The organism is Kitasatospora phosalacinea (assembly GCF_030268885.1).
Taxonomy (GTDB): Bacteria; Actinomycetota; Actinomycetes; order Streptomycetales; family Streptomycetaceae; genus Kitasatospora; species Kitasatospora phosalacinea_C.
On record NZ_BSSA01000014.1, the window covers coordinates 20212 to 40427 of the forward strand.

19 protein-coding genes are annotated in these 20216 nt (G+C 76.5%); 10 read left to right on the forward strand and 9 right to left on the reverse strand.

Translation table 11 applies throughout. The features are described from left to right. Positions 1-37: 37 nt before the first annotated feature. Both QSK52_RS20610 and mptB read right to left on the reverse strand, forming a co-directional pair. Positions 38-1294 carry a glycosyltransferase 87 family protein gene (locus tag QSK52_RS20610; protein ID WP_285737575.1) on the reverse strand — a complete coding sequence of 419 codons (1257 nt, stop codon included), beginning with the start codon at positions 1292-1294 and terminating at the stop codon, positions 38-40. Further along, on the reverse strand, positions 1288-2739 hold the full coding sequence (gene mptB / locus QSK52_RS20615) for a polyprenol phosphomannose-dependent alpha 1,6 mannosyltransferase MptB (RefSeq protein WP_285737576.1): 1452 nt from the start codon (positions 2737-2739) through the stop codon (positions 1288-1290). Before mptB ends, QSK52_RS20610 begins: the two co-directional genes overlap by 7 nt. Before the next feature lie 332 nt (positions 2740-3071). On the opposite strand from mptB, the gene QSK52_RS20620 reads away from it, so the two are divergent. The 3 genes from QSK52_RS20620 (at position 3072) to QSK52_RS20630 (ending at position 5236) form a co-directional block, all read left to right on the forward strand. Further along, complete coding sequence (locus QSK52_RS20620; RefSeq protein ID WP_285737577.1) at positions 3072-4010, forward strand: GNAT family N-acetyltransferase; 939 nt, start codon at positions 3072-3074, stop codon at positions 4008-4010. Continuing rightward, entirely contained in the window at positions 4007-4900 is an 894-nt protein-coding gene (locus QSK52_RS20625) for a lysophospholipid acyltransferase family protein (RefSeq protein ID WP_285737578.1), read from the forward strand. The genes QSK52_RS20620 and QSK52_RS20625 overlap by 4 nt, the downstream gene beginning before the upstream one ends. A 69-nt stretch (positions 4901-4969) precedes the next feature. Next, the gene (locus QSK52_RS20630) at positions 4970-5236 is read left to right on the forward strand and encodes a metal-sensitive transcriptional regulator (protein ID WP_285737579.1); all 267 of its coding nucleotides are present in this window, start codon (positions 4970-4972) and stop codon (positions 5234-5236) included. Between the two features lie 70 nt (positions 5237-5306). On the opposite strand, the gene QSK52_RS20635 is transcribed toward QSK52_RS20630, so the two are convergent. Next, positions 5307-5573, reverse strand: coding sequence for a metal-sensitive transcriptional regulator (locus QSK52_RS20635; protein ID WP_033255610.1), 267 nt, complete (start codon positions 5571-5573; stop codon positions 5307-5309). 160 nt (positions 5574-5733) lie between these two features. Next, complete coding sequence (locus QSK52_RS20640; RefSeq protein WP_285737580.1) at positions 5734-7107, reverse strand: MBL fold metallo-hydrolase; 1374 nt, start codon at positions 7105-7107, stop codon at positions 5734-5736. A 230-nt stretch (positions 7108-7337) separates the two neighbouring features. Between QSK52_RS20640 and QSK52_RS20645 the strand changes: the two genes are divergently transcribed. From QSK52_RS20645 to QSK52_RS20655, 3 genes are all read left to right on the forward strand, one after another. Then, positions 7338-7712, forward strand: a complete 375-nt coding sequence (locus tag QSK52_RS20645; RefSeq protein ID WP_285737581.1) for a rhodanese-like domain-containing protein — start codon at positions 7338-7340, stop codon at positions 7710-7712. Continuing rightward, entirely contained in the window at positions 7709-8764 is a 1056-nt protein-coding gene (locus QSK52_RS39695; protein WP_285737582.1) for a TSUP family transporter, read from the forward strand. The genes QSK52_RS20645 and QSK52_RS39695 overlap by 4 nt, the downstream gene beginning before the upstream one ends. Positions 8765-8975: 211 nt before the next feature. Continuing rightward, on the forward strand, positions 8976-9551 hold the full coding sequence (locus QSK52_RS20655) for a rhodanese-like domain-containing protein (protein ID WP_285737583.1): 576 nt from the start codon (positions 8976-8978) through the stop codon (positions 9549-9551). A 128-nt stretch (positions 9552-9679) separates the two neighbouring features. On the opposite strand, the gene QSK52_RS20660 is transcribed toward QSK52_RS20655, so the two are convergent. Together QSK52_RS20660 and QSK52_RS20665 are read right to left on the reverse strand one after the other, a co-directional pair. Continuing rightward, positions 9680-9919 carry a hypothetical protein gene (locus QSK52_RS20660; protein WP_285737584.1) on the reverse strand — a complete coding sequence of 80 codons (240 nt, stop codon included), beginning with the start codon at positions 9917-9919 and terminating at the stop codon, positions 9680-9682. A gap of 134 nt (positions 9920-10053) precedes the next feature. Next, a complete protein-coding gene (locus QSK52_RS20665) occupies positions 10054-10884 on the reverse strand; it encodes a pentapeptide repeat-containing protein (RefSeq protein ID WP_285737585.1) in 831 nt (276 codons plus the stop codon). A gap of 353 nt (positions 10885-11237) precedes the next feature. Here QSK52_RS20665 and QSK52_RS20670 point away from each other — a divergent pair, with 353 nt between their 5' ends. Continuing rightward, positions 11238-12938, forward strand: a complete 1701-nt coding sequence (locus tag QSK52_RS20670; protein ID WP_285737586.1) for a SpoIIE family protein phosphatase — start codon at positions 11238-11240, stop codon at positions 12936-12938. Between the two features lie 104 nt (positions 12939-13042). Here QSK52_RS20670 and QSK52_RS20675 read toward each other — a convergent pair whose 3' ends face one another. Together QSK52_RS20675 and QSK52_RS20680 are read right to left on the reverse strand one after the other, a co-directional pair. After that, positions 13043-13807: a nucleotidyltransferase domain-containing protein gene (locus tag QSK52_RS20675; protein WP_285737587.1), complete on the reverse strand. Its 765-nt coding sequence runs from the start codon at positions 13805-13807 to the stop codon at positions 13043-13045. 135 nt (positions 13808-13942) lie between these two features. After that, positions 13943-15058: a hypothetical protein gene (locus tag QSK52_RS20680; RefSeq protein ID WP_285737588.1), complete on the reverse strand. Its 1116-nt coding sequence runs from the start codon at positions 15056-15058 to the stop codon at positions 13943-13945. Between the two features lie 164 nt (positions 15059-15222). Between QSK52_RS20680 and QSK52_RS20685 the strand changes: the two genes are divergently transcribed. From QSK52_RS20685 to QSK52_RS20695, 3 genes are all read left to right on the forward strand, one after another. Continuing rightward, positions 15223-16515 (forward strand): glycosyltransferase family 4 protein, encoded by a 1293-nt coding sequence (locus QSK52_RS20685; RefSeq protein ID WP_285737589.1) that lies wholly within the window; start codon positions 15223-15225, stop codon positions 16513-16515. Then, positions 16512-17747: a glycosyltransferase gene (locus QSK52_RS20690; protein WP_285737590.1), complete on the forward strand. Its 1236-nt coding sequence runs from the start codon at positions 16512-16514 to the stop codon at positions 17745-17747. The genes QSK52_RS20685 and QSK52_RS20690 overlap by 4 nt, the downstream gene beginning before the upstream one ends. Before the next feature lie 87 nt (positions 17748-17834). Beyond that, positions 17835-18755, forward strand: coding sequence for an SGNH/GDSL hydrolase family protein (locus QSK52_RS20695; RefSeq protein WP_285737591.1), 921 nt, complete (start codon positions 17835-17837; stop codon positions 18753-18755). Positions 18756-18907: 152 nt separating this feature from the next. Here QSK52_RS20695 and QSK52_RS20700 read toward each other — a convergent pair whose 3' ends face one another. Further along, the gene (locus QSK52_RS20700) at positions 18908-20134 is read right to left on the reverse strand and encodes a hypothetical protein (RefSeq protein WP_285737592.1); all 1227 of its coding nucleotides are present in this window, start codon (positions 20132-20134) and stop codon (positions 18908-18910) included. Between the last annotated feature and the right edge of the window lie 82 nt (positions 20135-20216).

Genomic DNA, 20216 nt, shown 5'->3' on the forward strand with positions numbered 1-20216 from the left:
CGGAACCGGAAGGGGCCACCGTTTACCCCGCGGCGGGTCAGCCGACGGGGGCCGGGTGCCGGTCGAGCGGCTGCGGCGGTCGGGTGGTTACGGTGCTCTCGACGGGCGGCCCCGGCTGCTCCGGTCCGTCGGGGTGCGGCCGGATCGGCACGGCGATCAGCAGACCGAGGGTGAGCAGGGCGTACGCGCTGCCGCCGAGGAGGGTGCCGGGGTCGCGGCCGTCGGGGTGCCAGAGCCACACCATGCCGCTGGAGACGACGAGTTGGAGCACCCAGCAGAGGGTGAGCCACCCGCGGCGGTGGCGGGGCCTGCTCAGGGCGGCGTCGGCGAGGACGACCAGGGCGGGCAGCATCCAGACCAGGTGGTGCACCCAGGTGATCGGGCTGACCAGGCAGCAGGCGAGGCCGGTGAGGCTGTACGCGGCGAGGCTGTCGCGGGCGGCGGCGGCCCGGCGCAGGCGGTGGGCCCAGAGCGCGAGGACGGCCAGCGCGGCGGCCACCCACAGGGCGCGGCCGGGAAGTTGGGGGCCGAGCCGGGCGATCAGCCCCTGCAGGGACTGGTTGGACATGTTGGCGAAGCCGCCGACCCGGTCGGTGTCCCACAGGGTGGCGGTCCAGAACTGGCGGGAGACCTCGGGGGCGATCAGGAAGCCCGCGCCGGTGGCGCCCAGCGCGGTGGCGACGGCGGTGGCCGCGGCCCGCCACCGGCGGGTGAGCAGCAGGTGGACGACGAACAGGGCCGGGGTCAGTTTGATCGCGGCCGCCAGCCCGGTGCCGACCCCGGCGAGCCACCGCCGGCGACTGGAGGCGGGCAGCCGGTCGGCCAGTTGCCGGTCGGCGAAGACCAGGGCGACCAGCAGCAGGTTGACCTGGCCGAAGCTGAAGGTGTCGCGGACGGGGTTGGTCAGGCCGCACAGGCAGGCCGCCAGGCCGAACGCGTACCAGCGGCACCAGCCGCGGCGGCGGGCGATCGGGTCGACGGTCCAGTGCAGCAGCAGGGCGGTGGCGGCGGCGGACAGCGCCACGCCGACGGCGATCGCCGGGTGCCAGCCGAGCAGGCGCATCGGCAGCATGCAGACGGCGGCGAACGGCGGGTAGGTGAACCCGTAGCCGGTGCCGGGGCGGACGTAGTCGTAGAGCTGCCCGGTGTCCGCCCAGTGGTGGACGGCGCCGTAGTACACGCCGGCGTCGAACCAGCCGCGGTGGCCGGGGATGACGGCCAGGACCAGGGTGGTGGCGAGGACGCAAACGGCGAGGACCGTGATCCTGGCGGTGGTGGTGCCGCGGGTCAGCATGCCGGTTGCCTTTCCTGGAAGGTGACCTGACGCTCCGTCAGGAGCGTGATGGCGGCTCCGGCGGCCAGTCCTTCGGCGGCGAGCACCAACTCGGCGGAATCGGGGGCGAATCCGTCCGGCATGACGGTGAACGCGAGCGCTGCGCAGGCGAGTTCGACTGTCCTTCGGGCGTTCGCGGTGCGTACGGCGAACGCCGCCGGGACAGCGCACCACAGCGCGTACCAGGGACGGAGGGCCGGGCCGAGGGCGACCAGTGCGGCGAAGGCGAGCGCCAGGGCCGTCGCCGGTTCGCCCGTCCCGCGGACGACCCGGGCCGCGAGCAGGCAGACCGTGACCGCCGCGGCGGCCAGCCCCAGCAGCCGGGCCACCGCCACCGGCCCCTCCGGCGCGACGCCGGCCAGGTCGGCGAGCAGGCGGCCGAGACTGCTGGTCGGCGACCAACTGCCTTTGGTGGCCGGGCTGGTGAGCGCGGAGACCCAGCCGTATCCGGTACCGGACGCGGCGGTGACGGCGACCGTGGTCACGGCGGCAGCGAGCACCGTGGCCGCGGCCGACCGCAGCGGACGCCACCGGCCGCCGAACCGTCCGCGCCGACGGCCCGGTCCGTCCGCCTCCGGCGCGGTGGCGGCGAGCCACCAGGCGGCGGGCAGGGCCAGTGCGGCGGGGGCCTTGGCCAGGGCGGCGAGGGTGATCAGGGTGGCGGCGGCGAGCGGGCGGCGGTGGGTGGCGGCGAGCAGACCGGCGAGCATCAGGGCCAGCGGGACGGCGTCGTTGTGCGCCCCCGCGACCAGGTGCAGCAGGACCAGCGGGTTGAGCGCGCCCAGGTGCAGGGCGGCGGCCGGGTCGGTGCCGAAGCGGCGGGCGAGGGCGGGGAGCAGGGCGGCGAGCGCGGCGACGGCGGCGACGGCGGTCAGCCGCAGCAGCAGCGTCCCGGCGTAGGGGTGGTCGGCGAGCGGCGCGGCGGCCCGGGCCAGCAGCAGGAAGGCGGGTCCGTACGGGGCGGGGGCGTGCTGCCAGACCTGGGGCACCTGCTGGGCGACCGGACCGCCGAGCACGGCGGGCCCGTCCGCGTAGACGTCGAACCCGCTTGCCTGCATGGCTCCTTGGGCGAGGTAGCTGTAGGCGTCGCGGCTGAACAGCGGGGGCAGGAGCAGCAGCGGGGCGGCCCACCAGGCCAGGGTGGCGGTCAACCAGCGGGTGGTGGGCCGGAGTTGTCCTCCGGCGCGGCGGCCGGTGGTGCCCAGGAGCAGCCAGGCGGCGGTGAGGACGGTCAGGCCCGCGAAGACCAGGACGGTGCCCGCGCCGCCGGAGGCGCGCAGCGCGGGGCCGGTGGCGGCGGCGGGCAGGGCGCCGGAGGTGAGTCCGCCCGCGGCGAGGGCGAGCGAGCCCAGCAGCCCGAGCCACCGGTAGCGGCCCGGGTGGGCGTTCGCGCCCGTGTTCGGCATGTCGGGAACGCTGGCAGAGGGGGGTGGCCCCCGGGGGAAGAGTCGGCGTCCGCCGGGTGGCCGGGGGACGTCCGGAGCACGCCGTGCGCAGGCCGCGGCGGGTGCCGGGGGCGACCCGTCCCGCGGGGCCGAACCCGGCATTCAGCAGGTGCACATCTGGTCTCCCACGGACGGCCACCTCAGGGCCAGTCGGGTCGGGGAGACATACGGGTGCCGCCCGTGCCCGGCGCCGCCCGACCGGCGGTCCGGGTGCGAGCGCCCGTGTCGTTGCGTGTCGTCCCGTGCCGTCCGTCGCCACCCTACCGCGCCCCGAGATCCCGGAGAGTCCCGCCATGACCACCGCCCCCGCCCGTCCCGGACAGCTCCCCGCCCAGCCCTCCCGACCGTCGTCGAACCGGCGGACCGAGCCCCGACAGCCCACGTACCAGCTGGCGTTCGCCCGGACCGCGGAGGAGGTGCGGGCCGCCCAGCGGCTGCGCCACCAGGTGTTCGCGCAGGAGATGGGCGCGGTGCTGGACTCGTCGGTGCCCGGCCTGGACACCGACCCGTTCGACGAGTTCTGCGACCACCTGCTGGTGCGCGAGCAGCCCTCCGGCGAGGTGGTGGGCACGTACCGGCTACTGCGGCCCGAACAGGCGCGCCGGGCGGGCCGGTTGTACTCCGACACCGAGTTCGACCTGGCCCGGCTGGGCGGGCTGCGGGACGGCATGGTGGAGGTCGGGCGGTCCTGCATCGCGGCCGAGCACCGCGGCAACGGCGCCGTGATCAACCTGATGTGGGGCGGCATCGCCCGCTACATGACCGCCACCGGCAACGCCTGGCTGGCCGGCTGCTGCTCGGTGCCGCTGGCCGACGGCGGCGCGACCGCCGCCGGGGTGTGGGACGCCGTCTCCGCCAAGCACCTGGCCCCGCCGCAGTACCGGGTCACCCCGCTGCGCCCGTGGTCGGCGCAGGGCGTGTCCCGCGCGGGCCGCACGCCCGTCCCGGCGCTGCTGCGCGGCTACCTGCGGCTGGGGGCGTGGGTGTGCGGCGAGCCCGCGTACGACCCGGACTTCAACGTGGCGGACCTGTACGTGCTGCTGTCGCTGGAGCGCACCGACCCGCGCTACCTGCGGCACTTCCTGGCGGCCGCGGCGGACCTGCCGGTCTCGGCGGTCATCGGCAGCACCGAGGGGCGGGACGCGGCCGTCACGGCTGCCGCGCCGCCGGTCGTGCCGTCGGCCGCGCCGCCGGTCGTGCCGTCCCCGCGCGGAACGGCGACGGCGGCATGAGCGCCTGGCTGCCGACCGCGCCGTGCACGCCCGGCGGGTGCGTGACGGTCGCCGGGCCGCGGACGGGCCTGCCGCTGCGGGTGCTGCGGCTGGCGGGCTGCCTGCTGGTGCTGGCCGTCGGGCTGGCGGCGGTGCCGGTGGTGCGGGCGCTGGCGTGGCTGCCCGCGGAACGGCTGGTGCGCTGGTGGTCGCGGCTGCTGCTGGCCGTGCTGGGCGTGCGGGTGCGGGCGGTCGCCGTGCCGGGCCGGCGGTCCGGTGGTTCGCTGCTGGTGTCCAACCACATCTCGTGGCTCGACGTCCTGCTGGTCGGTGCCGTCCGCCCGGGCCGGATGCTGGCCAAGACCGAGGTCGGCCGCTGGCCGGTGCTGGGGCCGCTGACCTCCTGGGGCGGCACCCTCTTCATCGACCGGGAGCGGCTGCGGTCGCTGCCCGGCACGGTCGCGGAGATCGCGGCGGTGCTGCGCCGCGGCGGGCGGGTGGTGGTCTTCCCCGAGGGCAGCACCTGGTGCGGGCGCGGTGGCGGGCGGTTCCGCCCGGCGCTGTTCGAGGCGGCGGTGCGGGCGGACGTCCCCGTGCAGCCGCTGGTGCTGCGCTACCGCACCGCGGACGGCCGTCCCAGCACCGCGCCCGCGTTCGTCGGCGAGGACGGGCTGCTGGCGTCGGTGTGGCGGGTGGTGTCGGTGCGGGGCCTGTGCGCGGAGGTCGAGTTCCTGCCGCAGTTGCCGCCCGCGCTGTTCCCGGACCGCCGTCGGCTCGCGGCGGCCGCCCAGCGGGTGGTCGACCAGCTGCGCGACCCGTACGACGGCCCCGGTTGCGCGGCCTGCGGGCCCGCCGTCGAGCGCCCGGTCCGGTGGCCGGAACCCCCGAGGCCGGTGGGGGTCGGCGGGTAGGCGGGCGGGTCGGGCGCCTCCCGTATGATCGGGCGGGTCCAGAGTCAGAAGAGGGCGAGGAGGTGCTCGGTGCAGGTGGACGAGGAGGCCGTCGGCGCGGTGCTGAACCGGCTGCGCCGGGCACAGGGCCAGCTGGCCGGGGTGATCGCGATGATCGAGGCCGGGCGCGACTGCAAGGACGTGGTGACCCAGCTCGCCGCCGTCTCGCGTGCGCTGGACCGGGCCGGGTTCAAGATCCTCGCCAGTGGCATGCGCCAGTGCCTGGCGGAGGCCGAGGAGGGTGCCGCCCCGATGACCGAGGCGGAGCTCGAGAAGATGTTCCTCACCCTGGCCTGACCGCTGCCGCCCTCCGGGCACCGCGCCGGAACGCGGTGCACCCGAGCAGCCTTCCGTTCACCCGGCTCGCTCAGGCAAGGGCCAGGAAGAGCTTCTCCAACTCGGCCTCGCTCATCGGGGCCGCGCCCTCCTCCGACTCGGCCAGGCACTGGCGCATGCCGCTGGCCACGATCTTGAAGCCGGCCCGGTCGAGGGCCCTGGAGACGGCCGCGAGCTGGGTCACCACGTCCTTGCAGTCGCGCCCGGCCTCGATCATCGCGATCACCCCGGCCAGCTGGCCCTGTGCCCGGCGCAGCCGGTTCAGCACCGCGCCGACGGCCTCGTCGCCCACCTGCATCGGGTCTCCTCCTCGTCCTCGGCGGGCGCCGGTCGCAGCCCGCTCGCAGGGGCCGTGCCGCGTCCCGTGACCCGGCCCTCATACCCCCGCCCGTATCAACCCGTCCGGTGGGCGGCGCATTCCCCCGCCCACCGGACGTCCGTGCGTTCCCCCGGGCGGCTCAGGCCGCGGCCTCCCAGGCACCGTAGCCGCCGAGCAGGTCGGAGGTGTGCGGGTGGCCGTGGTGGCGCAGCAGGCTGGCCGCGATGGAGGAGCGGTGGCCGCCCGCGCAGTGCACGACGACCTGGCGGTCGCGCGGCACCTCGGCGAGGCGGTGCGGGAGTTCGGCGAGCGGGAGGTGGACGGAGCCGGGGATGTGCCCGCCCGCGCGCTCGCCCTCGCCGCGGACGTCGATCACCAACGGCGGTTCGGCTCCGGCGAGTTCGGTGCGCAGGTCGGCGACGGTGCGGCGGGGGGCCTGGCGCATCTGCCCGGGGACGGCGCGGAAGGCCGCCTCGGGGTCGGCGAGGTATCCGGCGACGCGGTCGAAGCCGATCCGGGCGAGCCGGGTGACGGTCTCCTGCTCGCGGCCCTCGGGGGCGATCACCAGCAGCGGCCAGGCCGGGTCGAGGACGGTGCCGGACTGCTCGGCGAAGCGGCCGTCGGCGGGGACGTTGACGGCCCCGGCGAGGTGTCCGGCGGCGAACTCCAGCGGGTCGCGGGCGTCGACCACCACCACGCCGTCCTCGGCGCGGCGGGCGAGGAAGGACGCGGCGTCCAGCGGGACGGCGAGCGCGGCGGCGTCGAACAGGTCGCGGTCGCGGCGGTTGAGGTCGGCGTCGTAGCCGAAGTAGCCGGGGGCGGTGGGCTGTCCGGCGGTGACGATGGCCACGAACTCGTCCTCGGACATCGGCGCGCAGGCGTAGTTGGTGGCGCGCTGCTGCCCGATGGTGGACTGCCGCTCGGTGGACAGGTTCTTGCCGCAGGCGGAGCCCGCACCGTGCGCGGGGAAGACCCGGACCTCGTCCGGCAGCGCCATCAGCTTGCGCTGGACGCTGTCGTACAGCATCCGGCCGAGCTGGTCGGCGGTGACGCCCGCGGAGGCCAGCAGGTCGGGGCGGCCGACGTCGCCGACGAACAGCGCGTCGCCGGTGAGCACCCCGTACGGGACGGTGTCCTCGGCGTGCTCGCGGACCAGGACGCTGATCGACTCGGGGGTGTGGCCGGGCGTCTCCACGACCTCCAGGACGACCTCGCCGAGGCTGATCCGCTCGCCGTCGGTGAGCTTGCGGATCGGGTACTCGGTCTCGGCGCGGTGGCCGTAGCCGATCCAGGCTCCGGTGCGGTCGGCGAGTTCGAGGTGGCCGGAGAGGAAGTCGGCGTGGAAGTGGGTGTTGATGACGCCCACGACCGTGAAGCCGCGGGCCCCGGCCTCCGCGAGGTACTCGTCCACGTCCCGGCGCGGGTCGACCACCACGGCGCGGCCGGTGGTCTCGTCCGCGATCAGGTACGAGGCCTGGGAGAGGCAGTCGAGGTAGTACTGGGCGAAGAACACGGGAGTCCCCTTCTCTGCATCGGCTGGAGGTGCGACCCCACACGGGCCCGGATACCCCGGTAGGTATTCTTGCAGGCAGTTCTCGGCCAAGGGCCTGCCGTTCCGATACCGGTGGGGGTATATGCTCGGACCCAACGATATACCCCCGCCGGTATCTTCCCGAGGACGGTCCGCCGCCCCGGGGCCCGCCGGAACCCCCGTACCGCCCGCCCACCCCCCAGGAGGACACCGTGGCCTGGACCCCCCAGCCGCCCGCGCCCGCGCAGATCGACCCCGCCGAGGCGCACCGCCTGGCCGCCGCCGGGGAGGCGCTGCTGCTCGACGTCCGCGAACCCGAGGAGCACGCCGAACTGCACGCACCCGGCGCGGTCCTCGTCCCGCTCGGCGACCTCGGCGGCGCCGCGGGCCTCGACGCCGCGCGGGCCGCGGGCGGCGGGCGGCTGGTGCTGGCGGTGTGCCGCTCCGGCAACCGCTCGCAGACCGCCACCGAACTGCTGAACGCGCACGGGGTGCCGACGGTGAACGTGGTGGGCGGGATGCGCGCCTGGCTGCGGGCCGGACTACCCGTGCACCGGGACGCGTGTCGCTGCGGCGGCGCGATATGAGCACCGTCCTGCTGGCGCTGGCCGCCGGCGCGGTGGTCGGCCTGGCCCTGGGCGGGCTCGGCGGCGGCGGCAGCATGCTGGCCGTCCCCGCGCTGATCTACCTGATCGGGCTGACACCCGGCACCGCGACCACCGCCAGCCTGCTGATCGTCGCCCTGACCTCGCTCACCGGCCTGGTCGCCCACGCGCGGGCCGGACGCGTCCGCTGGCGCGAGGGGCTGCTGTTCGGCGCGGCCGGGCTGCCGCTCGCCGCGCTCGGCGGCGCGCTCTCCCGCCACCTGCCCGGCCCCGCCCTGACCGCCGCGTTCGCCCTGCTGGCCGGACTGGCCGCCTGGCGGATGCTCGCGGGCGGACGGCGCACGGCGGACGAGGGCACCGGCGGCGGCGTTGCCGGTGGCGACGCCGCCGGCGGCAGCGGTGGCGCGGCGCGCCCGGTGCCGTCCGCCGCCCCCGGTTCGGCAGCGGCCACGGGCCCGGCGCCCGCGGCCGGGGCCGCCTCCGCGCCCGGGGCCGCACCCGTGCGTGGAGCCGCGCCCGTGTTCGGAGCCGCGCCCGTGTTCGGGGCCGCTCGGACGTCCGGCGGCGCGGGGGCCGCGGTCGCCCTCGCGACCGAGATGATCCCTGCAGGGACGAACCCCGTTCCGGAGTCGCGCCCGACCACCGCCGGGCCCGCACCCCGGGCGTCCGCTCCGGCGCGGCGGGCCGCGCTGGCGGGGGCCGGGCTGGGTGCGGCGACCGGGTTGCTGGGCGTCGGCGGCGGGTTCCTCGCGGTGCCCGCCCTGGTGTCCTTCCTGGCGTTCCCGATGGCCGAGGCGATCGGCACCAGCCTGCTGGTGATCACCTTGAACTCGCTGGCCGCGCTGCTGCCCCGGCTGGGTGCGGCCGCCGAGATCCCGTGGTCGACGGTCGGCCCGTTCGCCGCCGCGGCAGTCCTCGGCGCCTGGGACGGCAAGCGACTCGCGGCCAAGCTGTCCGGCCGCACGCTGCAACGGCTGTTCGCCGGGGCCCTGCTGGCGGTCGCCGCCCTGATGCTGGTGGACGCCGTGCTCTGACGCCCCCGACGTCCTCGCCGCCCCGGCCGCGGCGCACCTGCCGCCGCACCCGTCCCGGGCCGCCCGAGCACCGCTCACCGGCCTTCCGGTCACCGGTGTCGCTCGGGCATCCTTGGAGATTCCCCCGCATTTGTCCCGTTTCCTCCGCTTTCCCGCCCGGCCCGCCCGCACGCGCCGGGGCCTCCCCCTCCCGAAAGGTTCGACCCGCTCCATGACCACGCCCCTGACCGTCGAGCAGCTCCAGCCCCGCCTGCACGAGCTGACCGTCATCGACGTCCGCTCCCCCGGCGAGTTCGCCGGGGGTCACATACCGGGCGCCCACAACGTGCCGCTCGACCAGCTGGCGCAGGCCCTGCCCGTACTGCGGGCCGCTGCCGAGCGCGGCGAGCTGGCCGTCGTCTGCGCCTCCGGCGCCCGTGCCCTGAACGCCTGCGAGCAGTTGTCCTCGGCCGGCGTGCAGGCGCTGCTCGTCGACGGCGGCACCTCCGCCTGGGCCGCCAACGGCGGGGCGCTGAACCGGGTGCCGGGCCAGAAGGTCCGCTGGGCGATGGACCGACAGGTCCGGCTGGTGGCGGGTTCGCTGGTGCTCGCGGGCGTGGTCGCCGACGTGGCCGTTCCCGGTCTGCGCTGGGTGTCGGCCGCGGTGGGCGGCGGCCTGCTGTTCTCGGCGGTCAGCAACACCTGCACGATGGGCTCGCTGCTGGGCAAGCTCCCGTACAACCGTCCGCGCAACTCCGGCGCCGCGTTCGAGGCGACGCTCACCGCGCTGCGCGACGGCGGCAAGTGACGCGAGCGGAAAGGCAGTTCGGCCCCCGGCTCCCCTCCCCTCGTCGGGGTGGGGAACCGGGGGCCTTCGCGCGCCGGTCGGGGAGGGGGCCGACTCGGCGCCGCCGTGGGGCGGTTCAGCGGGGCGGTTCAGCGGGCGACGGCTGCCCCCTGCGGGGCGGGCGTGGTCGTGGTGGCGGTCGGGGTGCAGGAAGCGGCGGGGGCCGCGGTGCCGTAGTGGTTGGCCAGCCAGAAGCCGGCCAGCAGGCCCGCCACGCCGAGCGCCTTGTGGCGGTTGCGCTTCCACCACGAGGGCGTGCCCGCGGCCATGAACCGCAGTTGGGTGAAGTCCGGGTGTTCGCTGGGTGGTGCGTCCTTGAACATTCCCATCGCGGATGATCCTCCTCTCGCGTCGGGGAGTTCATGACCATACGCCCGGTTCCGCCCTGACCGCAGGCAATTAATCCCGATTCACGGGTCTGCGTGCGCCCCCGCGCGCCCCCTCCCGCGCCCCGCGGCGGGTCTCACCAGTGCGCGGGGCGGGCCAGGTCGGCGCCGAGACGGGTGGCGGAATCGCCCTTGGCGGCGTTGAGTTGGGACTGCGTGAGGAACAGCGCACCGGTCAGGTCGGCGCCCCGCAGATCGGCGTCGCGCAGGTCCGCACCGATCACATCGGCCTCCCGCAGGTCCGCGCCGGACAGGTCGGCCGCGATCAGGTAGGCGCCCCGCAGGTTGGCACCGCGCAGGTCCGCGCCGCGCAGGCGGGCCCCGATCAGGTCGGCGCCCCGGTGGTTGCGCTTCTTGCCCGGCAGCGCGTTCCGGGTCAGTTCGCTGGCCCGGAGCAGGAGTTCGTTGGCACCGGCCCGGATCGCGGGGACGTCCGCGGCGATCAGCGCGGCGGCGTCCCGGAGGGTGAGCTCCTCGATCCCGTCGAACGCCCGACGGAGTTCGGCGTGCACCGGCCGGGCCTTCGGCAGCTCCATCGCCTCGGCCAAGTACCGCAGCAAATCGTGGAGTTGGCGCATCACCGGGAACACCTCGAACATCTGCCCGGCGGTCTCCCGGTCCTCCCGCCAACTGCGTCCGCCGAAGGTGTGCCGGGAGACCTTCTGCCCGGCCCCGAAGCAGTCGAAGACCGTGCAGCCCTGGTAGCCGCGCTCGCGCAGGACGGGGTGGATCCCGCAGCGGTGGTCGGCCTGCAGGTTGCGGCAGGGCGTGCCCGCGTTCTTGTTCGCCGCGAAGTCGCTGGACTTGGCGAAGGGCAGGGCGACGCAGCACAGCCCGAAGCAGGCGGAGCAGTCGGCGAGCAGGTCGAGTCGACGGCCGGTCGGGGCGGGGTGCTGCTGGTCGGTCACGGTGCGGAGCCTCCGGTGGCGGGGTGGTGGTGGTCCCATTCTCCCCGGCGGACCGACCGTACTCGAACCCGCACCCGGCCCGGCGGCGGCGGTCGGCCGGTGCGCCCGCGTCGCGTCGCGCCCGGAAGCGGACCTTCCGGGGCAGAAAGGCACGGGTCGGCGGGGAATCCGCGTGCGCCGCACTGCGCACCGTGTGCGCACCGTGTCCGGTTCGGCTTCGGCGCATCCGACGAGTATGGTTCGGTCCCCGGATGCGGATCATCTGGGAGGCGAAACACCGGGCGGTACGGTGCGGCGACGCGCCGCGCCCGCCCGGGGCTCCACGGGGGGACGTGGCGAGGGAGGAGTCACGGGTGCGGCCCGAATCGGCGGGCGACGACTCGACGGATCCGCTGCTCAGCGCGGCCGCCGCGGCCCTGCGGGTGGAGCGTGCGGCACTGGTCGGCGCCCTGCTCGGCCAGTTGCCCGTCGCGGTGGCGGTGCTCGACGGCGAGTTGCGCTGGCGCTACCTGAACCCGCCGTTCCAGCAGGTCACGGGCGTGTCGCCGACGGCCGTACTGGGGCGCCCCGTCGCGGACGCGGACCGCGCCCTCCCGCGCGTGCTGGCCGACGGGCGACCGCGTTCCGGGACGTTCGCCGGGCGGCCCGCCGACTTCCGCAGGCTGGAGGTGCAGGGCGCGCCGGTCGGCCTGCTGGCCGTGCTGCCGGGCGGTGCCGACGCGCACCGGGCCGAACTCGAACGCGTCCGGGCCCGGTTCGCCCTGCTGGAGGCCGGTTCGGAGCGGATCGGCACCACCCTCGACCCGGACACCACCTGCGCGGAACTCGCCGCGTTCGTCGTCCCCCGCTCCGCCGACCTCGCCCTCGTCGACGTCCTGCCGCTCGACACGCCCGACACCGGCGTCACCGCCGCCGCTGCTGCCGCGGCAGGCGGCGACCGTCCGCTCCCCCGGCTGCGGCGCGCCGCCACGGCCTGCGGGAAGGACCTGCCCGAGCTGCTGCCGCCCGCGCCGAGCGGCGGCGGACCGGCCGTGCGGCACCACCCCGGCTCGGTGGCCGCCCGGGCGCTCGTCGAGGGCCGTCCGGTGGCCGCCAACCTGCTCTCCGCCGAGGAGCTGGCGGCGCTGGTGCCCGACCCGACCGCCCTGGCCGCGTGCCGGGCCGCGGGCGTCGACTGCCTGCTCGCCGTGCCGCTGGCCGCCCGCGGACGGCCCATCGGGGTGCTCACCCTGGCGCGGGCGCACGGCAGTTCGCTCGGCTTCACCGACGAGGACACCGAACTGCTCGCCGCGATCGCCGGGCGCGCCGCGCTCACCCTCGACCACGCCCGGCGCTACGCCCGCTCGCAGAACACCGCCCTGGAACTCCAGCGGGCCCTGCTCGCCGAACCCGGCAGCCCGCACCCCAACCTCGAACTCGCCTCCCGCTACCTGCCGTCCGGCATCACCTCCGTGGTCGGCGGCGACTGGTACGAGACGGTGCGGCTGCCGTTCGGCCGGACCCTGCTCGCGATGGGCGACGTGATGGGGCACGGCGTCGAGGCCGCCGTCGACATGAGCAACTACCGCTCCACGCTGCGCTACGTCGCCGCCATGGACCTGCCGCCGCACCGCATCCTGCGCCAGCTCGACGCCCTGATCGCCGAGCAGGAGAACGCCCGCCCCGCGACCTGCGTACTGGCCCTCGCCGACCCCGCCCGGGCCCGCTGGACCCTCGCGAGCGCGGGCCACCTGCCGCCCGCGCTGCTCACCTCGCGCACCACCGAGCTGGTCGACGTGCCGACCGGGCCGCCCCTGGGCACCGGCGTCGGCGGCTACGAGCAGACCACCACGGAGCTGCGCGCCGACCACGCCCTGCTGCTGTACACCGACGGCCTGGTGGAGCGGCGCGGCGAGGACATCGACGCCTCGCTGGCCCGGCTGTCCGCGCTCCGGCTCCCCTCGGACGGGCCGCTCGACTCCCTGCTGGACGCCACCCTCGCCGCGCTCGCGCCGGAGGACGCCGAGGACGACATCGCCCTGCTCGCCGCCCGGGTCCGCCACCGGCCGTCCTGAGCCGACCGCGCGCGGCGCTCGGGCGGGCGCGGCACGCGGGCGGGCGCGCGTTCAGGGCACAGGGCGCTCAGGGCACAGGGCGGGCGTGTTCAGGGCGGGCGTGTTCAGGGCGCCGAGGAGAGCTCCTGCCTGCTGCCGGGCGTCGCGCCCCGGGCTGCCGGGGGCCAGCCGCGGTGGTAGCCCGCCGAGAGCGGGCCGCCGGCCAGGTCGAGCACGGCGGTGGCCGCCGCCCCGAGGGCGGTCGGGTCGCCGGACTCGCACAGTGCGCGGTGGGCCTCCAGGAGGCGTCCGCCGAGGTCGGGGTCGGCGGCGAGCAGGCGGCGCGGGAACCACTTGCCGGTCCCGGTCCAGGCCCGGTGGTGGTCGCTGAGCAGGTCGGCGGCGGTGCGGAGGACCTCGGCACCGATGGCGAGCGCCTCCAGACGGTCCGGGGCGTCGCCGAGGTCGTCCAGCAGGTCGGTCAGTGCGTACCGCAGGTTCTCGCGCTGCTCGGCCCCGAGCGGGGGCGGGCCGGTCAGCAGTTCGTCCCGGCAGTCCGCGACGATCCGGGCGGCGTGGCCGTCGCGGTCCAGCAGGACCAGCCCGGTGGCGTACAGCTGCTGCACCACCCCGCGGCGGGAAGCGGCGTCGAAGACGCGCAGTTCGGCGAGCCCGGCCCTGGTGTGCGCGAACACCTCGACCACCCGCCCCTCGTGGCGCAGCGTCTCGCGGTGGGTCTCCCGGCCGTCGGGGAGCAGGACGGCCAGGTCGAGGTCGCTGCCCGCCCGGGCCCGTCCCGCCGCCACCGAACCGGCCAGCACCACGGCCGACGCGTCGGGGTAGCGCTCGGCGGCGAACCGCCCGGCCTGGTCGATCAACACCTCTCGCATGCGCACAGCCTCCCACAGGAGCGGGCGGCGCCACGGGCGTGCGCGGCCCTGCACGGGTGCGCACGAATCCGCACGGACGTCCGCGGGAACCTGCACGGACGCCCGCGGGAATTCGGGAGCCGACCTGACGAATCGTCAGTCCGACGTTCCGCCGGTCCCACCGCCGCGCCCGTCCGATCCGCTGCCGCGGCGGGCGCTGTTCGGGCCGCGGGAGCCGCGGGCGCGGCGGGCGCGGTCGGCGGCGTAGGCCGCTCCGGCGGCGAGGGCGACCAGGAGGGCCGTGGCGAGGCGTCCACCGGCCAGGTCCACTCCGAGGAAGAGCACGAACAGGAAGGCCGCGACCGGGAGCAGCAGGGCGAGCAGGGTCTGGCCGAGGACCGCGATGGTGGCGGTGCGCGCGTACCTCTCCTCGCCGTGCGGGGCGGCGCCGGGGCCGTCCGCCTCGTCGGGCCAGTAGAAGGCGGTGGCGCGCCGGGCGAGGGCGGTGGTGGCGCGGACGTTGGCGCGCCCCATGACGGGGATCCACACCACGGGGAAGGCGAGCCCGAAGAGCACCAGGAGGGCCGTGCCGACCCACCCCGCGATCCGGCGGACCCGACCGCGGGGCGCCTCGCCGATGGCGACGAGGCCGAGCAGGTAGGCCATCCGCCGGACCATGTCCAGCCGGGAGGCCCAGGACGGGCGGGGCGGCGGGCCGGCCTTGGGGACGGCGTCCTCCGCGGCGGTGGCGGCCAGCGCGGCGCGGGCCTCCGGGACGGTGGCGTACACGCCCTGCAGGACGAGGAGTTCGGCGCTGCGTTCGGCCCGGTCGCCCTCCGCCCCGGCGAGGAGGGCGAGTTCGAGGACCATCCGGGCCTGGGCGAGCATGCCCGCGCAGAACGCCACCGGAACGAGGAGGATCAGCGGTCCGCCGACCACGCAGCCCTCGACCAGGGTCAGCCGGATGCCGTGGGTGATGACGGCGGCGCGCTGCTCGGCGAGCGTGCCCGTCCCGGCCAGTCCGGCCACCGCCTTCTCGGCGGGCTTCGACTCCTGGTGCACGGCCAGTTCGGCCAGGTGCTCGGGCAGCCGCACGGCGTCGTGCCGGACGGCCCGCCACAGTTCGCCGGCCGCCCCGCCGCCGACGGCCCCGTCACCCCCCGCGTCCGGACCGTTGGCGGCTGCGGGCCCGTTCGCCGGTGGCCCGCCCGCGGGCCCGTTCGCCACCGGCCCGTCGGCGGGCTGCGCCGCTTCCCCTCCCGCGTGCTCCATCCCGCCAGACTACTCGGACAAAACGGTGGAAAACACCTACCGGGGTCCGCCCGGGAGCACCCGACCCCCGCATTCACACACCAGTGCGGAAATGGCGGCAGACGTTCGTCTGCGCGAAAGATCCCTTTGTCTGACCGCATGCCTGGCTTGGCCACAACGTTGGCATGCGAGTCGCCATCGTCACCGAGTCCTTCCCGCCCGAGGTCAACGGCGTGGCCCACAGCGTGCTGAGGGCTGCCGAGCACCTCGTCCGGCGGGGTCACCAGCCCCTGGTGATCACCCCCGCCCCGGCGCGGGGCGCGCACTGCCCGCCGCAGTCCTTCGGCCCGGACCGGGAACCGCTGCCGGTGGTGCGCGTCCCCTCCGTCGCGTTGCCCCGCTACCCGCAGGTGCGCATCGCCCTGCCCAGTCGCAAGCTGGCCGCCGCGCTGACGGCCCACCGGCCGGACGTGGTGCACCTGGCCAGTCCGTTCGTCCTCGGCGCGCGGGCCGCCCGGCTCACCGAGCGCCTGGACCTGCCGACCGTGGCGGTCTACCAGACCGACCTGGCGGGCTACGCGCAGGCGTACCGGATGGGACGGGGGGTCGGTTCGGCGGTCGCCTGGGCGCGGATCCGCTCCGTGCACCGTGCCGCCGCCCGCACGCTCGCCCCGTCGACCCCGGCCGCACAGGACCTGACGGCGCACGGGGTGCGACAGGTCCGGATCTGGGCGCGCGGCGTCGACTCGGTGCGCTTCCACCCCGACCACCGCGACGAGGCACTGCACCGCGCGCTGGCCCCGGGCGGCGAGGTGCTGGTGGGGTACGTCGGACGGCTCGCCCCGGAGAAGCGGGTGGACCTGCTCGCGGAGGCGTCCCGGCTGCCGGGCGTACGGGTGGTGGTGATCGGGGACGGTCCGAGCGCGCCCGCGCTGAAGGCCGCGATGCCAGGCGCGGTGTTCCTCGGGCGCCGTACGGGGGCCGAACTCGCCCGCTGCTTCGCCTCGTTGGACCTGTTCGTGCACACCGGTCCGCTGGAGACCTTCTGCCAGACGATCCAGGAGGCGATGGCCAGCGGCGTGCCGGTGGTCGCCCCGGCGGTCGGCGGGCCGCTCGACCTGGTCGGCCACCACCGCACCGGGCTGCTGGTCGCCCCGCGGGACGCGGGCGCCGTCGCCCGGGCCGTCGCCGACCTCGCCCGCGCGCCCGAACTGCGGGCCCGGTACGGCGCGGCGGGCCGGGCCGACGTCACCGACCGGAGCTGGGAGGCGGTGGGCGACCAGCTGATCCGGCACTACGAGGAGGTGCTCACCGAGCACCGGCAGCGCCACCGCTCCCGAGCGGGAGAACCGTCCCCCGCCCCCACCGACGCCGCCCCTCTCGGCAGCGTCCCCCTCAGCGGCGTCCCGGCACCCCGCCGGGCCGAAGCGCCCGTCGCCGCCCCGGCCCCGGCCCCGGTCGAGGAGCAGCCTGCGTGAACCGCGAAACGGCCCGCGCGGAGGGCGGGTTGTGCATCGTCCGGGTGGCGAACTTCGTCACCCCGGTCTCGGGCGGCCTGCGGACGGCGCTGCGGCACCTCGGCGCGGGGTACCTGGCGGCGGGCCACCGGCCGGTGCTGGTGGTACCGGGGTCGGCGGGCAGCGACGAGTGGACCGAGCAGGGGCGGGTGATCACCCTGCCCGGTCCGCGCGTCCCGGGCAGCGGGGGCTACCGGGTGCTCCGCGACAGGCGTCGACTCGCCTCGCTGCTCGACGCGTTGGCACCGGACCGGCTCGAGGTGTCGGACCGCACCACACTGCGCTGGACGGGCGCGTGGGCGAAGGCGCACGGGGTGCGGTCGATGATGGTCTCGCACGAGAGCGCGACCGGGGTGCTGGGCACCTGGGGCGTGCCCTCCGGAACTGCGCAGCGGCTCGCGGACCGGCTCAACTCCCGTACTGCGCAGGACTACGACACGGTGCTGTGCACGACGGCCTGGGCGGCCGAGGAGTTCGAGCGGATCGGTGCCCGCAACGTCGAGCGGGCGCCGCTGGGGGTGGACCTGGAGACGATGCGTCCGGAGTGCCACGACCCTGCACTGCGGGCGCAGTTGGCCGATCCGCAGCAGGTGCTGCTGGCGATGTGCTCCCGACTGTCCGGGGAGAAGCGGCCCGAACGGGCGCTGGAGGCACTGGCCGAGCTGCGCCGCCGTCACCGGGTTCCGGCCGTGCTGGCGGTCGCGGGGGCCGGACCGCTGCGCGGTCGGCTCGAACGGCTCGCCGCCCAACTCCGGCTACCGGTGCGGTTCCTGGGACACCTGGCGGGTCGTTCCGAGGTGGCGGCCCTGCTGGCCACGGCGGACGCGGTGATCGCCCCGGGCCCGGTGGAGACCTTCGGCCTGGCCGCGCTGGAGACGCTGGCCTGCGGCACCCCCGTCGCGGTCAGCCGGTCCTCCGCGCTACCGCAGGTGGTCGGCGGGGCCGGGATCGCGGCGGCCGACAGCGGTGCCGGATTCGCGCTCGCGGTACGGGAGTTGCTGGAAAGGCCGGAGGCGGAGCGGCGGGCCGCCGCCCGGGCCAGGGCGGAGGAGTTCGGCTGGGACGCCGCGACGGCCGCTTTCCTCGCCGCCCACCGGGCACCGCCCACACCCGCGACCGCACCCGTACCGGCACCCGCACCCGCACCCGCCACCACCGGCCGTCCCTCGCCGACCGCACCCCCGGCCGGATGACCCCTCCCCCGTCCCCGCCGGCACCTCCCAACCTCTCTCTCCCGCAATCCCGTTCGGCCACCTTTCCAGCCCCACCGGAGGGACGCGATGACGGTTCGATTCGCTGCGCTCGGCGACTCCCTCACCGAGGGCGTCGGCGATCCGGCGCCAGGGGGGTGGCGGGGCTGGGCGGCGCTGCTCGCCCCCGCGCTCTCGCCGGGGCCCGTGGAGTTCCGCAACCTCGCCCGCAGCGGCGCGCTCAGCCGCGACCTGCTGGTCTCCCAACTGCCCACCGCGCTCGCCCTGCGCCCGCAGTTCGCGGCGGTGCTGGTCGGCGGCAACGACACCCTGCGGGCCTCCTTCGACCTGGAGTCGACGGCACGCCAACTCGCCTCCGCGCTCTCCTCGTTGACCTCGGTCGGAACCGTCCCGCTGACCGCCTGCCTACCCGACCCGGGGCTGCTGCTGGGGCTGCCCGCGCCGCTGGCCCGGCCGCTGGCCCGGCGGATGAGGGGCGTCAACGCGGTGGTGCACGCACTGTCGGCGCACCACGGGGCGGTGCACCTGCACCTGGCGGAACTGCCCTGGACGGAGCACCGGGAACTGCTGAGCGTGGACCGCCTGCATCCGAGCGCCGCGGGCCACCAGCTGATCGCCCGGGAGTTCCACGCCCTGCTCGCCGGAACCGGGCACCGGGTCGGGGCACCACCCGCCCGGCTGACCACGAAGCCGCCCGGCCGCGGGGCGGACCTGTGGTGGATGGCCACCCGGGGCACCCGCTGGGTGGCGGCCCGTTCGACCGACCTCCTGCCCGGACTGCTCGCCCTGGCCGCCCTGGAGGCCCGCCACCTGCTGCGCGGCTCGGCCCGCCACCTCGACCGGGCCGAGGCCGTGGCCACCGACGCGATCGTCACCCGTCTGACCGCCGAACCGTCCCCCCGGCCACCCGCGCCCGCGCCCGCGCCCGCGCCCACACCCGTACCGACGGGCGGGCTCAGCAGCGGTCGGTGCGCCGACCGTGCACCGTGATCCCGGTCGGGCCGAGCGCACCGGTCGGCGACGGAAGTGGGCCGACGGCGACGAGTCGGACGCGGCGGCACGGAGCCCGCCCCCGCGAGCGGCCTGCCACCGCAGATCGCACCGGTGGACCCCGTCCGCGGCAAGGGCGGTTCCCGGAAGCCTCAGTGCCTGCGGCGGGCTCGGCCGAGGTGGAACAGCGCGGCGCCGGTGGCGGTGGTCACCACGGCGACGGCGACCAGTGGGCCGGTCGCCGGGGTTCCGGTGTCCGCGAGGGCGGGACCTGTCGGGGTGCTCGTCGGCGCCGGGGCGGCAGGACCTTCGCCCGCGGGGCTCGACCGAGGAGCGGTGGGACTCGATGCGGTGCTGGGAGTCGGGCTGGAGCCGGTGGTCGGGGTGGAGCCGGTGGTCGGGGTGGCACTGGGAGTCGGGGTGGCACTGGGAGTCGGGGTGGCGCTGGGAGCGCAGGGCAGCCACTGGAGCCGGACCTCGCCGTCGCCGCTGCGCGCCCCCGCGGTGAACTGGGCTCCGGCGGGGCCGAGGCTGGAGCCGCCCCCGCCGCCACCGCCCTCGACCGCGTTGCCGGTGGACGATCCGCCCGCGCCGCCGCCGTGGGCGCCGCCACCCCCGCCTCCGCCGGTGCCCATGTGAGGATCACCGACGTTGAGCGCGCCGTTCCCGCCGGTCATGCCGTTCGCGGCGCCACCGGCCACGCCCGGCTGGTCGTCGGGCGACGTCGGGGTTCCACCGGCTCCGCCGCTGCCGCCGTCGCCGCCCGCCGCGCCGCCGTGGCCGGCGCCCGGACTGGTGGGCGTCCGGCCGGGCTCGCCGTTGCGACCGCCGTCGCCGCCGCGGCCGGCGCCGTTGTCGGCGAAGCTCCCGGCTCCGCCGCCGCCTCCGCCCGCGACGATGACCGTGGTGCCGTCGAGGGCGACGGTCGTCGCCCCGCCCCCGCCGGCCGCGGTGGCGCCGTTGCCGGGCCTCGGGTCGTTGTTGTACGCGCCGCCCTGGCCGCCACCGCCGTATCCCCCGTGCGGCGCACTGCCGTCGGTGAGGCTGCCACCGCTTCCGGCACCGGCCACGTTCACGGTCAGCACCTGGCCGCTGTGGACGTCCAGCGTCGCGCGGACTTCGCCGCCCAGGCCGCCGGGCGACCCGTAGACCGCCTGTCCACCGGCGCCACCGAAGGCGGTCACGTCCACCTGGCACACGGCGTCGGGCACCGCGACGGATCGGGGGCTACCGGTGAACGCGAGGTTCAGCGTCTCGTCGGCGGCTCTCACCGTCGACGGAAAGGTCTGGGCCGCACAGGCGGCGGGGACGGCCAGGACGAGGCCGGAACTGAGGGCAACGGCGCAGGCTGCGCGCACGGTGAAGCGCGGTCTTTTCATGCGTACACGATATTGTTGCGTTCGGTCCAAGACTGATTACCTTGAGTCACCAATTGGTGTGTCGGCCGTTCCACGACGGGGG